This is a genomic window from Geomonas oryzae (genome assembly GCF_004117875.1).
GTDB lineage: Bacteria > Desulfobacterota > Desulfuromonadia > Geobacterales > Geobacteraceae > Geomonas > Geomonas oryzae.
This window is the reverse complement of record NZ_RAHW01000001.1, coordinates 1,044,725-1,059,497: the sequence shown is the minus strand read 5'-3', so window position 1 is coordinate 1,059,497 and position 14,773 is coordinate 1,044,725. Positions and strand designations below refer to the sequence as shown.

Here is a 14,773-nt window from a genome sequence, read left to right as displayed (position 1 = left end):
GAGCAACAGATGGACATACAAACCGAAACCGCACCGCACAAGGTGCTTCTGGTCGACGACGAGGAGAACATCACCCGATCCATTTCTCGGCTGCTCATGGAGCAGGAGGTGGAGCTCGAGGTGCTGCGGGCCTCTTCCGGGGCCGAGGGGCTGGAGAGGCTCAGGGAGCACCCCGACGTCGCCCTCATCCTCTCGGACCAGCGCATGCCCGGCATGAGCGGCGCGCAGTTCCTTGAGCAGGCGCGGGGACTCGTCCCGGACGCGGTGCGCATGGTTTTAACCGGCTATGCCGACATGGCGGCCACCATGGACGCCATCAACAAGGGTGGCGCCTCGCGCTACCTCCTGAAACCTTGGGACGACGACGTGCTCGTGCGCACCATCCAGGAGGGGGTGCAGCAGTACCACCTGGTTCAGGAGAACCGGCGCCTGACCGCCCTCGTCGAGGAGCAAAACCGCCAACTTTCCGCCTGGAACGACAACCTGAAGGGGCGCGTTTTGGAGCAGACGGCGACCATCAGGCGGCAGAACGAGGAGTTGAAGGAGCGCAACCGGCGCGTGGGGCACGCCTTCCGCGAGACCATCGTCGCCTTCTCCCGGCTCATCGAGCTCCACTCGAGCCGGCTGCAGGAACACACCCGAAACGTCACCGAGCTGAGCGTGCGGCTCGCCAGCGAGGCGGGGCTCTCCCCCGAAGATGTCGAGACGGTACGCACCGCCGCTCTTCTGCACGACATCGGCGTGATCGGGATCAGCCAGGAGATCCTGCAGAAGCGGATGGCCGCGATGACCCGCGAGGAAACCGGCATCTTCCTGCAGCACGCGGTGCGCGGACAGGCGACGCTTGACGCGGTCGAGGAGCTGCGCGAGGCGGGGGTGCTGATAAGGCACCACCACGAGCGCTACGACGGCGCCGGGTTCCCCGACGGGCTGAGCGGCACCGGCATCCCCCTGGGCGCCCGCATCATCGCCATGGCCGACTTCGTGGACCGCGAGCTCACCGAGCAGCGCGGTGACGATCCACTCCCCGCCCTCTTTACGCGCATCACTAAGGAGCTCGGCAAGAGCCTCGACCCGGAACTCTACCCCGCCGCGGAACGGCACGTGCGCGAGCTCTACTTGGCAGCGTACTCCAGGCGCGCCGAGGCGGCTGAGAAGGAGCTCCGCCCGAAGCAGCTTCTCGAGGGGATGACCATCACCCGCGACCTCCACAGCGGGTCCGGTGCGCTCATCGCGGAACGCGGCACCGTGCTCGACGCGGGACGCATCATGGCCGTCGTACGCAGCTACCAGGTCGATCCCCCGTCGGGGGGGATTTTCGTCAGCTGGGCCCCCTCAGGGCGCAGCGAGGCGGGGAGCGTGAAGATCACCGTGACCGAGGCGGTGCCCGAGCGCGAGGTCGAGCCGAAGCGGCTCAAGGAAGGGATGCGGCTCACCAGGAACCTCTACAGCGGGACGGGGCTTCTGCTTTTGACCGAGGGGACGCAGTTGAACCGCGGCAGCATCGAGGCCGTGCTGCGCTACTACCAGATCGACCCCCCCTCGTGCGGGGTCTACGTGACGGACGAGAAGGCGCGATGATCGAGTTCGACGAGAAAGAGCGGCGCATGGTGCTTAAGCTGGTCTACTACGGCCCGGCGCTCTCTGGGAAAACCACCAACCTGTTGCAGCTGCACGACCTGCTCACCCGGCAGGGGCGCGGCGAGCTCATGGTGCTCGACACGAGCGGAGACCGGACCATCTACTTCGATCTCCTCCCCTTCTTCCTCACCGCGCCGAGCGGGCTGAAGATCAAGGTGAAGGTCTACACGGTGCCGGGGCAGGTCTGCCACGACGCGACGAGAAAGGCGGTCCTGCAGCGCGCCGACGGCGTGGTCTTCGTCGCCGACTCGAACCGCGCAGAAGCGGGAAGCAACGTGACGAGCTTCGACAACCTGGAAAGAAACCTCTCCCTGGTCGGGCTCGACATCGACAGCATCCCGCTGGTGATCCAGTTCAACAAGCGCGACCTCCCGGCAGCGGTCCCCGAGGAGGAGATCCGCACCACCTGGGACCCCACCGGAATCCCGGTGGTGCTGGCGAGCGCGCTGAACGGGGTGGGGGTTTCCGAGACCTTCGCCGTGCTGGCGGGGCTCGTCTACGACCGGATCGACGCCCGCTTCGCCCTCGCCGCAACGCACGGGCTTACGCGCGAGCGCTTCATCGCCCAGCTCACCTCGCTCAAGGAGGAGCCATGAGCGCAGACACGCTGCATTTCGTGGTCGGGGAAGAGAAAAAGGTGCGCGAACTACTGCTCGACGCGGACGTCATCCCGCTGCTCAAGGGGGCGCTCGCGGCTGGGGCTTCGTGCGCCCGGGTCACCGGGGACGACGGCGAGGAACTATGGGGGGCGTGTGCTCCAGCCGGACGGGGCGAGCTCATCCGCACCCTGCCGCTTTTGCTCGAGGGGGAACCGGTGGCACATCTGGAGCTCTTCGGGGCACCGGAGGGGCGCGAGCGTCTTGAACCGCTCGCCTCGCTCCTTATCGTGGCGCTCGACACCGTGCTCAGGAACTCCCTGAAGCGGGTCCTCACCACGGAGATCCACACCTCTGTGGTGAACAGCTCGCACGAGGAGCTCGTCGCCATGAACGCGGAGCTCACCAAAAGCGAGGCGCGCTACCGCGAGCTCGCGGAGAACCTGGAACTGCGCGTGAAGGAGCGGACCGCGGAACTGCGGCGCACCCAGGCGCACCTGCTGCAGCAGGAGAGAATGGCTGCGGTGGGTCAGCTCGCCGCCGGGGTCGCCCACGAGATCAACAACCCGCTAGGCTTCATCACCTCCAACCTGCACACGCTGCAGAAGTACGTGGCCCGTTTCTGCGCCATGCTGCAGTTCTACCGCGAGCACCTGGAGCTCGAGCAGCCGCGCGAACGGCTCGTTGCCGAGGCCGAGACGAAGTGGCGCGAGTTGAAGCTCCCGCATGTCATGGCCGACGTCGGCGACCTGATGGCACAGAGCCTCGCCGGGGCCGAGCGGGTCTCCCGCATCGTCGCCGACCTGAAGGGTTTCTCCCATGTCGACGAGAGCGGCGACAGCGTCGTGGACCTGAACCAGGAGCTGGAGCGGACCCTCACGCTTTTATCGCACCAGTTGGCCGGCCGCGCCGAGATCGTCAAGGAGCTGCAGCCGCTCCCGGAGATCAAATGCCAGGGGCAGCTCCCCGGGCAGATCTTTTTGAACCTGATCCAGAACGCCCTCACCCACGCCGGGGCCTCGCCGCGCATCACCCTCTCGAGCTGCTTCGACGGGGAGAGGATCAGGATCAGCATCGCCGACAACGGCCCCGGCATCCCCTCAGCGCTCAGGGGGCAGATCTTCGACCCGTTCTTCACCACGCTGCCGGTCGGCTCCGGGACCGGCATGGGGCTCGCCGTGGTCTGGGAGGCGGTACTCAAGCTGCAAGGAACCGTTGCCGTAGCCGACGCCCCGGGGGGAGGCGCCGACTTCATCATCACCATCCCCGCAGGTAGGAACTAGACGATGTCGAGATATTCACAGCTATTCAAGACGGCGGCCAAGGGGGAGGAACGGGAGGTGCAGGAACCCTCCGCCAAGAGTTTCGGCGTCCTCTTCGTCGACGACGAGGCAGGTGTCCTCTCCGCGATGCGCCGCATCTTCATGGAGGAGAACTACCGTCTCTTCACCGCGGCAAGCGGCGCGGAAGCGCTCACCGTGATGGAGGAGAACGAGGTGCAGCTCATCGTCTCGGACCACCGCATGCCCGGCATGACCGGCGCGGAGCTTCTGAAGACGGTGAAGGAACGCTGGCCCCAGGTGATCAGGATCATGCTCACCGGGCATGCCGACGTGAACTCGGTGATGGGAGCGGTGAAGGACGGCGCGGTCTACAAGTTCATCACCAAGCCCTGGAACGACGACGACCTGCGCCTCACGGTGAGCCTCGCCCTGCAACAGTACGTGCTGATGCAGGAAAACCAGAACCTCAAAGAGCTCACCCGCTCGCAGCAGCAGCGCATCAAGAATTACGCGAGCCTCTTCGACGAGAACCGCGGCATGGCCGGCAACATCCTCTTGAAGGCGGGGGCGGTGACGAGGGAGGATCTGGCGCGCGCCGCGACGGAACGCTCCCAGGGCGAACTGGTCACCGACGCCCTGGTGCGCTTAGGCGTCGTCACCGAAGGGGAGGTGGTGAAGGCGCTGCAGGGCGCGTTGAACATCGACTACGTGGATCTCGCCTCGGCGGAGATCACGCCCCAGGCGGTGCGCTTTCTGCCGCGCGACCTGTGCGAGAGAAACCGCATGGTCCCGATCCGCATGACCGGCCGCCAGCTCACCGTGGCCATGGCCGACCCCTCCGACATCTACAAGGTCGACAACATCTCCATGATGACCGGGCTCGCCGTGGTCCCCCTCATCGCCACCGGCTCCGAGATCCTCGCCCTGTTGGAACGGGCCTGGGCCGAGGGGCCGGAGCTGGAGCAGGCGGCGGACCTGGAGCCGATCGACGAGATCGACATCATCATCGACGACGAGGAAAGCCAGGTGAGCGTCACCGAGCTCATCGGCTCCTCCGAAATCCCGCCGGTGATCCGGATCGTGAACGCGGTGATCTCCGAGGCGATCCGTTACCACGCAAGCGACATCCACATCGAGGGGAAGACCAAGTACACCCTGGTGCGCTTCCGCATCGACGGGCTTTTGCACAGCAAGATCAAGATCCCGGCCGACCTGCACCCAGCCATCGTCTCGCGCGTGAAGATCCTCGCCAAGATGGACATCTCCGAACGGAGAAAGCCCCAGGACGGTCGCATCACCGTGAAGGCGGGGACCCGGATCGTCGACATGCGCGTCTCGTCCATGCCGACTTTGAACGGCGAGAAGCTCGTCCTGCGCATCCTGGACAAGAGCGCCTCGATCAAGGAGCTTCCCGACCTCGGCGTGCTGCCGGACGGGCTTAAGAAGATCCGCACCCTGGTGAAGAAGCCGCAGGGGGTGATCATCGCGACCGGCCCCACGGGGAGCGGCAAGACCACCATGCTCTACTCGATCCTCTCCACCATGCTCGAGGGGAGCAGGAACTTCGAGACCATCGAGGAGCCGGTGGAGTACTTCGTCGAAGAGGCGAACCAGGTCGCGGTGCGGGAGAAGATCGGACTCTCCTTCGCGAGCGTCTTGCGCTCCACCTTGCGCCAGGACCCGGACGTGATCCTGGTCGGAGAGATCCGCGACGCCGAGACCGCGGACGTCGCCTTCAAGGCGGCGCTCACCGGCCACATGGTCCTCTCCACGCTGCACACGAACTCCGCGGTCGGCTCCATCACGCGGCTCATCGACATGGGGGTGAAGCCTTACATCATCGCCTCGGCGCTCGAAGGGCTCTTCGCGCAGCGCCTGGTGCGGCGCGTCTGCCCCGCCTGCAGCACCGAGGTCGACCCGGACCGGGAGATCATGGAGATGCTGCGCGTGCCGCCGGGGTACCTCGACGGGGCGGTGCGCCGCGGCAAGGGTTGCGATCAGTGCAACAAGACCGGCTACCGGGGGAGGACCGGGGTCTTCGAGCTCTTCACCATGAACGAGGACTTCCGGCATTTCATCAGCACGAGCTACAAGGAGACCGAGCTCTTCGACATGGCGCGCGCCGGCGGGATGCGGACCCTACTCGAGGACGGCCTCGAGAAGGTGCGCCTGGGGCTCACCACCCTCGAGGAGCTGTTGCGGGTCCTGGGGCCGCAGCTTCTGCACCAGCGCCGGTGCGACTGCTGCAACCGCATGGTGGACGCGAAATACCTCTTCTGCCCCTTCTGCGGCACCCTGCGCCGCAACCTCTGCCGCGACTGCAAGCTCCCCCTGGAGCCCGAGTGGGCGAACTGCCCGCACTGCGGAGCGGCAAGGGAGTAGCGGGCATCTTTGCTGAAAAATGAGGTCTTTAAGCTCCCCCCTTTGCGAAGGGGGGCTGGGGCAGCGTTGTCCGGTTTGGTGCTTGCACTATTAAAATCCAGACGTTTCGAGCCTCCCCCTCCCTTGACGGGAGGGGGCCGGGGGGGTGGGTGAAGCCGCAAGCCAATGGAGATAATGGCACCTTCCCCCACCCCCTAACCCCCTCCCGCAAGGGGAGGGGGGCTTTTCGGCGGCTGCAACAACCTAACCGGACAACGCTGGGGCTGGGGGGATTTGCTTTTTTTCGGCACGTCCGGACAGAAGTCAGCATCTGTCATCCGCCTGCCCAGTTTGCGTGATCGCACTGGTTACATGGCCTATCAAGGCAAATCCCCCCTGTCCCCCCTTCGCAAAGGGGGGAACGTGAGTGCCACGATTCCCGAAAGGGGATGAAAAGCCGCCATCCACACACCGACTGCGTCACTGTGGAGTCGAAGTACCGGAGGTACAAGATGAACGATGAAACGAGGATCCTGTTAGTAGACGACGAGCCGCACGTGATCTCGGCCCTGGTGCGCGGGCTGGACGAGGAGCCCTACCTGATCACGGGGGCGCACGGGGGAAAGGAGGCGCTCGACCTCATGGCGCAGCACCGCTACAAGGTGGTCATTTCCGACGAGAAGATGCCGGGGATGGACGGCGCGGAGTTCCTGGGCGCGGTTAAGGATCTCTACCCGGAAACGGTGCGCATCATGCTCACCGGGCACGCAAGCGTCGAAGCGACCATGCGCGCGGTCAACAGCGGCGAGATATACCGGTTCTTCACGAAACCATGGGACGAAACGGAGCTGAAGCTTGCGCTGAGAAGCGCCGTGGAGAAGTACGACCTGGAAGAGGAAAACCGCCGCCTGTTGAGGACGGTGAAGCGCCAGTCGCAGGAGCTTAAGTACCTGGAGAAGAGTTACCCGGGGATTACGGAACTGCGCCGGGAAGCGGACGGCGCGATCCGGATCGACGAAGAGGTCACCGAGGAGGAGATAGCGAGCATCATCGCCGGGTGCAACGATGCCGAGCGGTCCCCCTAAGCTACCTGGTCGCGCCCGTCGCTCTTCGCCCGGTAGAGGTTGCGGTCGGCGCGGCGCAGCACCTGCATGAGGTCTTCGTCCCCCTCCTCCACCGTGGTCATGCCGATGCTGGCGGTGAGCTTAAGGGGAGCCCCATCGAGGCTGAAAGGCTCCCGCCGGATCAGCGTGAGGATCTTCTCCGCCACCGCGCGGGTCTGTGCCGGGTCCGAACCGGGGATAACCACCAGGAACTCCTCCCCTCCGAATCGCCCCAGCGAATCGTAGCTTCTAAGCGACGCGGCGATCCGCTCGGCGAACTGACGCAAAAGGTCGTCGCCGGCCAGGTGCCCGTGGCGGTCGTTCACCTCCTTGAAGCGGTCGATGTCGATCATCAGGAAGCCGCTTCCCGCACCGGAAATCCCCTTCTCCATGCGCCGCAAGGCATGCGCGAATTCCCTCCGCCCGATCAGTTCTATCTGCCGCTTGTTGAAGGTTCCCGTCAGCGGATCGGTGATGGTCTGTCTGCGGAGCACCTCCTGGGTCTCCTTGAGCTCCCGGGTCCCCCTGCGGATGACGAAGTAGGAGATGCCGAAGACGGCTACCAGGATGGCGACCAGGGACGCCAGCGAGAGGAGCCCGGCGTTGACGCTCTGCCTGCGGTAACCGGTGACATCCATGTAGACCTCGAAGCTCCCGATCACCCGGCCATGGTCCCGGATCGGGATGTAGGTCTCCACCACGTCCACGTTGAACTTCCGCTCGTCCGCTAAGTCCTTCACCTCTTCCTTTCTCTCCAGCTTGGAATCGTTCGCGCCGGCAAGGGCGTTCGCAAGCCGCTTGTTGCCGCGGTCAGTCTCGCCGATCAGCTTCGCCTCGGTGCTGTAGACGATACGGGCATCGGAGGAATAGATCTTTATCTTCACGATGTCGAAAGGGGCGAGGAATTTTCTCAGCCGGTCGTCGAGCTCGCCTAGGTCCTCCGGCGCCACGGCGACCCTGCTGCCGCTGCCGTCGACCGAGAGGATGCGTTTGCGCTGATTCTCAAGAAGCGCCTGGCTCACCTTGACGGCGTCGTCCTCGGCGCTGACGATCACGTTTCGGTACAGGAGATGGAAGAAGGCGTAACCGGCCCCGGAGGTGATCAGGACCATGGAAAGGAGGGCGATGGAAACGAACAGGCGCAGCAGGGAATCGGGGTCCCTCTTGGCGTCGGCGTAGGTAAAGATGCGTAACAGCTTCACGGTGATTCCTTGGTCCCGGCGTACCGGGAGCCGCGTCAGGCCCAACGCCAGAGCGACAGTATCAGCACGATGAGGAAGACGATGCTGAGGTTCATGTAGGCCATGAAGAAGAAGACCCGCTCGTGCAGTGGGGCCTTGCGCTCTCCGGTCGAGAGCGTCCCCACCTGCGGCATGGCGAGCACCTTCTCCGGGCCGTGCGGCGCGAGCTTGAGCGCCTCGCTAAGGTCTTCGCCTGCGTTGTGGCGCCCCATGTGCACTCCCTGCTTCCAGAGGCGGCTGGCACTCGCGTCGTAGAGCTTCCCGTCGTAGGCGAACCAGGTGGGACGCCCCTCCTTGCCGTCGAAGGAGCCGAGTTCGTCCACGGTCAGTTCGCTCCCGGCGGGAAGGGCGACCGGCTCCCTCCGTTTCGCCTTGAGTTTCGGCCCGATGAAGAGGACCACGTAGGCGGCGGAAAGGACCATGACCAGGTAGAGGGAGATCTTTATCAAAAGCAGCACCCCGAAACGGGTGTGCAGCAGCATGTCCAGTGAGGTGATGCGGAAGTGGGTGAGCACGGCGCCGGTGACCCCCATGACGACCATGGAAAGGACGCCGACCCGGACCTCGCCCCGCGGCAGCCCACCCGCGGCATAAGCCGGCTTCAACACGAGGTGGACGTAGAGGATGGTGCCGAACCAGAGGATGGCGGTAAGCATGTGCAGATAGCCGACCACGAAACGGAAGGCCTTGGCGGCGCCCCCCATGGCGGGCGCCTCGCTCTTCGCGGTGCGGGAGGCGGCAAATTGTTTGCCCGCCGCGGTGAGCTCCCCGCCGCCTGCCGGGTCGAGGTGACAGACCTCGCAGCTCTTGCCGGTCTGCTGCGCGTAAATTTCGGTGGCGGCGGCCGGGACGGCCGTCCAGAGACAGGAAACGAAAAGGATCAGGAGGAGGGCTCTTTTCATGCGCACCTGTATATCCCCATCTACCTGTAAAGTCAACATTTCCCCCATTACCCCGGCGACGTTTTCTCTCAAAACGCTACGGGCTATGGCAGGAATATCCCACTAAGAGCGCCCGGGCGTTGAAAAGAGAGTGCCGTGCCGGTACAATAGCTCCCTTGTCCAGCGTAAATACCACCTTGAGAGGGAAACCATGTCACAGTGCCGGCACCAGACCATCCATCAGAAAGACTACACCGTTCCCGACTACCTGATTGAGTCAGTCGAACTGGAGTTCGACCTCGATCCGGAAGAGACCCGGGTGGTCTCGCGCCTCTCCCTGCGCAGCAACCACGACCGCGGCGCGGCTCCGCGCCCGCTCGTTTTGGACGGCGAGGAGCTGACCCTGCTGTCGCTGAAGCTGGACGGCGCCGAGCTGGCACCCGAGCGCTACCGGGTCGAGGAGGAAAGGCTCGTCATCGAGGCACCGCCGGAGCGCTTCGTCCTCGAAGTGACCACCAGGATAAACCCCGCGGCGAACACCGCCCTCTCCGGCCTCTACGCCTCCGGCCCCATGCTCTGCACCCAGTGCGAGGCGGAGGGGTTCCGGCGCATCACCTACTTTTTGGACCGCCCCGACGTCATGGCGGTCTACACCGTGACGCTCAGGGCCAACAAGGCGGCCTGCCCGGTCCTTCTTTCCAACGGCAACTGCGTGGAAAAGGGAGACCTTCCGGACGGGCGCCACTACGCCGTCTGGTGCGACCCCTTCAAGAAGCCGAGCTACCTCTTCGCGGTCGTCGCAGGCGACCTCGTGCACATCTCGGATCGCTTCACCACCATGAGCGGGCGCGAGGTGACGCTCGAGATCTACGTCGAGGAGAGAAACCGCGACAAGTGCGGCCACGCGCTTCTCTCGCTCGCGAACGCGATGCGCTGGGACGAGGAGAAGTTCGGCCGCGAGTACGACCTGGACGTCTACATGGTGGTCGCGGTGGACGATTTCAACATGGGCGCCATGGAGAACAAGGGTTTGAACGTCTTCAACTCGCGCTACGTGCTGGCAAGCCCGGAGAGCGCCACCGACGACGACTATCAGGCGATCGAGGAGGTGATCGGGCACGAGTACTTCCACAACTGGACCGGCAACCGCATCACCTGCCGCGACTGGTTCCAGCTCTCGCTGAAGGAGGGGCTCACCATCTTCCGCGACCAGGAATTCTCGGCCGACATGCAGTCGCGCCCGGTGAAGAGGATCGCCGACGTGAAGAGCCTGAGAAGCGCCCAGTTCGCCGAGGACGCGGGGCCCCTGGCCCACCCGGTGCGCCCGGAGTCGTACGTCGAGATCAACAACTTCTACAGCATGACCGTGTACCACAAGGGTGGCGAGGTGATCCGGATGCTCGAGACCCTGCTCGGCCGGGAGGGTTTCCGCAAGGGGATGGACCTCTACTTCGAGCGGCACGACGGCCAGGCGGTCCGGGTCGACGAGTTCGTGCAGGCGATGGCGGACGCCGGCGGGCGCGACCTCTCGCAGTTCATGCTCTGGTACGACCAGGCCGGCACCCCGGTCCTCACGGTCACCGACGCCTGGGACGCGGCAAGCGGCAGCTACACCCTCACCGTCACGCAGAGCTGCCCGCCGACGCCGGGGCAGCCCGAGAAGAAGCCCTTCCACATGCCGCTCGCCATGGGGCTTTTGGACCGAGACGGGAACGAACTTCCGCTTGCGCTCGCAGGTGAAGCCGCCCCGTCCGGGACGCAGCGGGTGCTTGAACTTACCCGGGAGACGGAGAACTTCGTCTTCACGGGGCTCTCGAGCCGCCCGGTCCCCTCGCTGAACAGGAACTTCTCCGCCCCGGTGAAGCTCGACTACCCCTACAGCGACGAGGACCTCACCCTCCTCATGACCCGCGACAGCGATCCCTTCGTGCGCTGGGAGGCGGGACAGGTGCAGGCGGTGAAGCAGATCATGGGGCTCGTCGCCGACTTCCAGACGGGGCGCGATGCACGCGTTTCCGAAAGCTTCATCGAGTCGTTCCGCAGGCTTTTAGACGACGACCGCCAGGACCGGGCCTTCCTCGCCGAGGCGCTCACCCTCCCCGCCGAGAGTTACCTCGCCGAGCAGATGGAGGTGATCGATCCCTCGGCGATCCACGCGGCCCGCGAGCTCGTGCGCGCGACGGTTGGCGAGAGGCTGTCCGCCGAGCTATTGCGCGTGCGCGAGACTTGCGCGCCCGCCGCCCCCTACCGCCCCGACGACGGGCTCGCCGGTTGCCGCAGGCTTAAAAACCTCTGCCTTTCCTACCTGATGGCCGCAGGCGGGCAGGACGCCGTAGACATGTGCATGGCCCAGTTCAAAGGCGCCGACAACATGACCGACTCCCTCGGTGCCCTCGCGCCCCTGGCCGGATGCGCCTGCCCTGAGCGCGACGAGGCGCTCCGATTTTTCTACGACAAATGGCGCGGCGACCGCGGCGTCATCGACAAGTGGTTCTCGCTGCAGGCGACCTCGCGCCTTCCCGACACCATGGACCGCGTGCTCGCACTCCTGGAGCACCCCGACTTCGACATCCGCAACCCGAACCGGGTGCGCTCGTTGGTCGGCGCCTTCAGCCAGGCGAACCAGGTCCGTTTCCACGACGCCTCCGGTCGGGGTTACCGCTTCCTTTCCGACCAGATCCTGCGCCTGAACGCGATCAACCCGCAGATCGCCGCGCGCATGCTCACCCCGTTCAGCCGCTGGCGCCGCTTCGACGCAGCCCGCCAGGAGCTGATGAAGAAGGAGCTGGAGCGCATCCTCGCCGAGCCCGGGCTTGCCCGCGACGTCTACGAGCTGGCGGAGAAGAGCCTGTAGGTTCCTATCCCCTTCAGATAATGAAAAAGCGGCCGATAAGTAGCTCATCCGGAACCACTTTGGACGGAGGAGCCGCTTATCGGCCGACCTATGAAAGAAACCACGCCTCAAGACAACCTGCTGACCGCGCGGCCGCTGGCCATCCTCGGCCTGCTCCTCATGGTCACCTTCGTCACCGAATCCGTGGTGATGTCCCTTCTTTCCTACCTGTTCCCCTCCCTTGACGGGTTCCCCGCGGTCTTCACCGACGCCCTTTTCCTTACCGCCCTGAGCGCCCCGGCGGTCTGGTGGCTCATCGCACGTCCGCTGGAACTCCTCGCGCGTCGGGAATCGGCCACGGCCCGGACGGTACTTCGCTCCATCGCCGAAGCGGTGATCCTCTTCGACGCGAACGGGACCATCTACACCCTGAACCACGCCGCCGAAACCATCTTCGGCTACGCCGCCGGCGAAATGGAGGGACGCGACATCCTCCTCGTCCTGCCCGAAATCGCCCAAAGCGAAGCGCCCCTTTCCTGGCGGCGTCCCCCCGGCGAGAGCCGCGGCCGGCACCGGGACGGCACCCTCCTCCCCGTGGAGGTATCGGTGGGAGAGCTGGAACTGCCGCGCGGCGGGAAGTTCATCGCGATAGTCCGCGACATCAGGCCCCTGAAACGCGCGCTCGCCGCAGCCGAGGAACAGCATGCTCTTTTGGGGAGCCTCCTGCAGCAAAGCGCCGTCCCCGTCTTCGTGCTGGATCCCGAGCATCGCGTGCTGATCTGGAACCGCGCCTGCGAGGAGCTGACCGGCAGGACGTCGCGGGAGATGGTCGGGACGGACCTCGCCTGGCAAGCCTTCTACCCCTCCCCTACCCCGGTCCTCGCCGACCTCGTGATCACCGGCGAACTGGAAAGGGCGCGCGAGGGGTGCGGGCAGGTGCGGCAGTCCCATCTCATCCCGGAAGGGCTCCAGGCCGAGGGGTGGTACAGCGACCTGAACGGGCAGGACCGCTACATCGTGTTCGACGCCGCCCCGGTCCGCTCCGGGAGCGGGAAGCTCTTGGCGGTGATCGAGTCCCTCGAGGACATCACCCAGCGCAAGCGATACGAAGAGCAGCTCGAATACCAGGCGAGCTACGACCTCCTGACCGGGCTCGTGAACCGCAACCTGCTCGCCGACCGCATGCGCCAGGCGCTGCTTATGTCCCGCCGGGAGCGGCGCGAAGTCGCACTTTTCATGCTGGACCTGGACAGCTTCCAGGCGGTGAACGACGCCATCGGCCACGACGAGGGGGACCGCCTGCTCAAGGTGATCGCCGAACGCCTGGCCGGCTGCGTCAGGGCCGAAGACACCGTGGCGCGCCGCGACAGCGACGAATTCGTGGTGCTCATCTCGGATCCCGCCGCCTCCGACAACGCAGCCCTCATCGCCGGCAAGCTCCAGGAGGCAGTGGCCCGCCCGGTACGGCTTGCGGGGCGGGAGGTGGCGGTGACGGCGAGCGTCGGTATCGCGGTACATCCCAGGGACGGCGAGGACGCGCCGACGCTTTTGCGCAACGCCGAGGCCGCGCTCTACCGCGCCAAGGAACTGGGGCACCAGAACTTCCAGTTCCACACCGGCGAGATGAACGCGCGATCCCTCGCCCGGATGACCCTGGAAAACCACCTGCGCCACGCCCTGGAGCGTCAGGAGTTCGTCGTCTATTACCAGCCCAAGGCGAGCCTCTCCTCCGGCGCCGTGGTCGGGATGGAGGCCCTTTTACGCTGGCACAGCCCGGAGCTCGGGGTGGTCCCCCCCGACACCTTCATCCCGCTCGCCGAGGAGACCGGCCTCATCCTTTCCATCGGGGCCTGGGTGCTGAAGACGGCCTGCGCCCAGAACCGCGCCTGGCGCGACGCCGGGATACCGTCCCCCCCCGTGGCCGTCAACCTGTCGCCGCGCCAGTTCCGGCAGCATGACATAACCGCGGTGGTGGCGCAGGTCCTCGCCGAGACCGGGCTCGAACCGCATCTGCTCGAGCTGGAGATCACCGAGGGGATGGTGATGCAGGATGCGACTCGGGTCACCGCCGTGCTTGGGGAGCTGAAGCAGATGGGGCTCACCCTCGCCATGGACGACTTCGGGACCGGCTATTCAAGCCTCGGATACCTGAAGCGCTTCCCCTTCGACAAGCTTAAGATCGACAAGTCCTTCGTGCGGGAGATAACCCGCGATCCCGACAGCGCCGCCATCGCCAAGGCGGTAATCTCCATGGCGCACAGCCTGCACCTCAAGGTGATCGCCGAGGGGGTGGAGACCCAGGGGCAGTTGAACTACCTGCAGAGCCAGGGGTGCGACGAGATCCAGGGGTATTTCCTCAGCAAGCCGGTCCCGGCGGGTGAGTTCGAAAGGCTCCTCGCGGAACAAAGGCTGCTCCGGGTCCGCGAGCCGGGAGCCGTATGCCCGGAAAAAACGGTGCTGGTGGTGGACGACGACGAGGGGATCCTCGGGGCGCTGCAGCGTGTGCTTCTCGATGAGGGATACAACGTGCTTACGGCGACGTGCGCGGAGGAGGCTTTCGAACTGCTGTCGCTCAACCGGGTATTGGTGATCCTTTCCGACTTCAGGATGCCCGGGATGGACGGCGCCGAGTTTCTGCGCCGCGCGAGGGAGCTCTACCCGGACACGGTGCGCATCATGCTCTCCGGGTACGCCGACATCAACGCGATCACCAATGCGGTCAACCTCGGGGCGGTCTACAAGGTCATGTACAAACCGTGGGGTGAGAACGACATCAAGGAGAACGTGGGGGAGGCCTTCAGGCACTACGCGCTGCTGCACTCGAGCCGATAGGA

General features: G+C 65.3%; 9 protein-coding genes. 7 read left to right on the top strand and 2 right to left on the bottom strand.

What is annotated here, in order from left to right; genetic code table 11:
• Nucleotides 1-9: 9 nt before the first annotated feature.
• The 5 genes from D6Z24_RS04660 (at nt 10) to D6Z24_RS04640 (ending at nt 6,966) form a co-directional block, all read left to right on the top strand.
• Nucleotides 10-1,581, top strand: coding sequence for an HD domain-containing phosphohydrolase (locus tag D6Z24_RS04660; protein WP_129125355.1), 1,572 nt, complete (start codon nt 10-12; stop codon nt 1,579-1,581).
• A complete protein-coding gene (locus D6Z24_RS04655) occupies nt 1,578-2,237 on the top strand; it encodes a GTP-binding protein (RefSeq protein ID WP_129125354.1) in 660 nt (219 codons plus the stop codon). The genes D6Z24_RS04660 and D6Z24_RS04655 overlap by 4 nt, the downstream gene beginning before the upstream one ends.
• Nucleotides 2,234-3,520 (top strand): sensor histidine kinase, encoded by a 1,287-nt coding sequence (locus tag D6Z24_RS04650; RefSeq protein WP_129125353.1) that lies wholly within the window; start codon nt 2,234-2,236, stop codon nt 3,518-3,520. Before D6Z24_RS04655 ends, D6Z24_RS04650 begins: the two co-directional genes overlap by 4 nt.
• Before the next feature lie 3 nt (nt 3,521-3,523).
• Entirely contained in the window at nt 3,524-5,902 is a 2,379-nt protein-coding gene (locus D6Z24_RS04645; RefSeq protein WP_129125352.1) for an ATPase, T2SS/T4P/T4SS family, read from the top strand.
• A gap of 491 nt (nt 5,903-6,393) precedes the next feature.
• On the top strand, nt 6,394-6,966 hold the full coding sequence (locus tag D6Z24_RS04640) for a response regulator (protein WP_129125351.1): 573 nt from the start codon (nt 6,394-6,396) through the stop codon (nt 6,964-6,966).
• Here the strand turns inward: D6Z24_RS04640 and D6Z24_RS04635 are convergent.
• Nucleotides 6,963-8,186, bottom strand: a complete 1,224-nt coding sequence (locus D6Z24_RS04635) for a GGDEF domain-containing protein (protein ID WP_129125350.1) — start codon at nt 8,184-8,186, stop codon at nt 6,963-6,965. The genes D6Z24_RS04640 and D6Z24_RS04635 overlap by 4 nt on opposite strands.
• 35 nt (nt 8,187-8,221) lie before the next feature.
• Nucleotides 8,222-9,127, bottom strand: coding sequence for a CopD family protein (locus D6Z24_RS04630; protein ID WP_129125349.1), 906 nt, complete (start codon nt 9,125-9,127; stop codon nt 8,222-8,224).
• Between the two features lie 190 nt (nt 9,128-9,317).
• On the opposite strand from D6Z24_RS04630, the gene pepN reads away from it, so the two are divergent.
• Both pepN and D6Z24_RS04620 read left to right on the top strand, forming a co-directional pair.
• Nucleotides 9,318-11,960: an aminopeptidase N gene (gene pepN / locus D6Z24_RS04625; protein ID WP_129125348.1), complete on the top strand. Its 2,643-nt coding sequence runs from the start codon at nt 9,318-9,320 to the stop codon at nt 11,958-11,960.
• A 90-nt stretch (nt 11,961-12,050) separates the two neighbouring features.
• Complete coding sequence (locus tag D6Z24_RS04620) at nt 12,051-14,771, top strand: EAL domain-containing protein (protein WP_129125347.1); 2,721 nt, start codon at nt 12,051-12,053, stop codon at nt 14,769-14,771.
• Nucleotides 14,772-14,773 lie beyond the last annotated feature (2 nt).

Bases quoted from the DNA above. Each gene is read 5' to 3' on its own strand.
- D6Z24_RS04660 (WP_129125355.1), top strand. From the start codon at position 10: ATGGACATACAAACCGAAACCGCACCGCACAAGGTGCTTCTGGTCGAC.
- D6Z24_RS04655 (WP_129125354.1), top strand. From the start codon at position 1,578: ATGATCGAGTTCGACGAGAAAGAGCGGCGCATGGTGCTTAAGCTGGTC.
- D6Z24_RS04650 (WP_129125353.1), top strand. From the start codon at position 2,234: ATGAGCGCAGACACGCTGCATTTCGTGGTCGGGGAAGAGAAAAAGGTG.
- D6Z24_RS04645 (WP_129125352.1), top strand. From the start codon at position 3,524: ATGTCGAGATATTCACAGCTATTCAAGACGGCGGCCAAGGGGGAGGAA.
- D6Z24_RS04640 (WP_129125351.1), top strand. From the start codon at position 6,394: ATGAACGATGAAACGAGGATCCTGTTAGTAGACGACGAGCCGCACGTG.
- D6Z24_RS04630 (WP_129125349.1), bottom strand. From the start codon at position 9,127: ATGAAAAGAGCCCTCCTCCTGATCCTTTTCGTTTCCTGTCTCTGGACG.
- pepN (WP_129125348.1), top strand. From the start codon at position 9,318: ATGTCACAGTGCCGGCACCAGACCATCCATCAGAAAGACTACACCGTT.
- D6Z24_RS04620 (WP_129125347.1), top strand. From the start codon at position 12,051: ATGAAAGAAACCACGCCTCAAGACAACCTGCTGACCGCGCGGCCGCTG.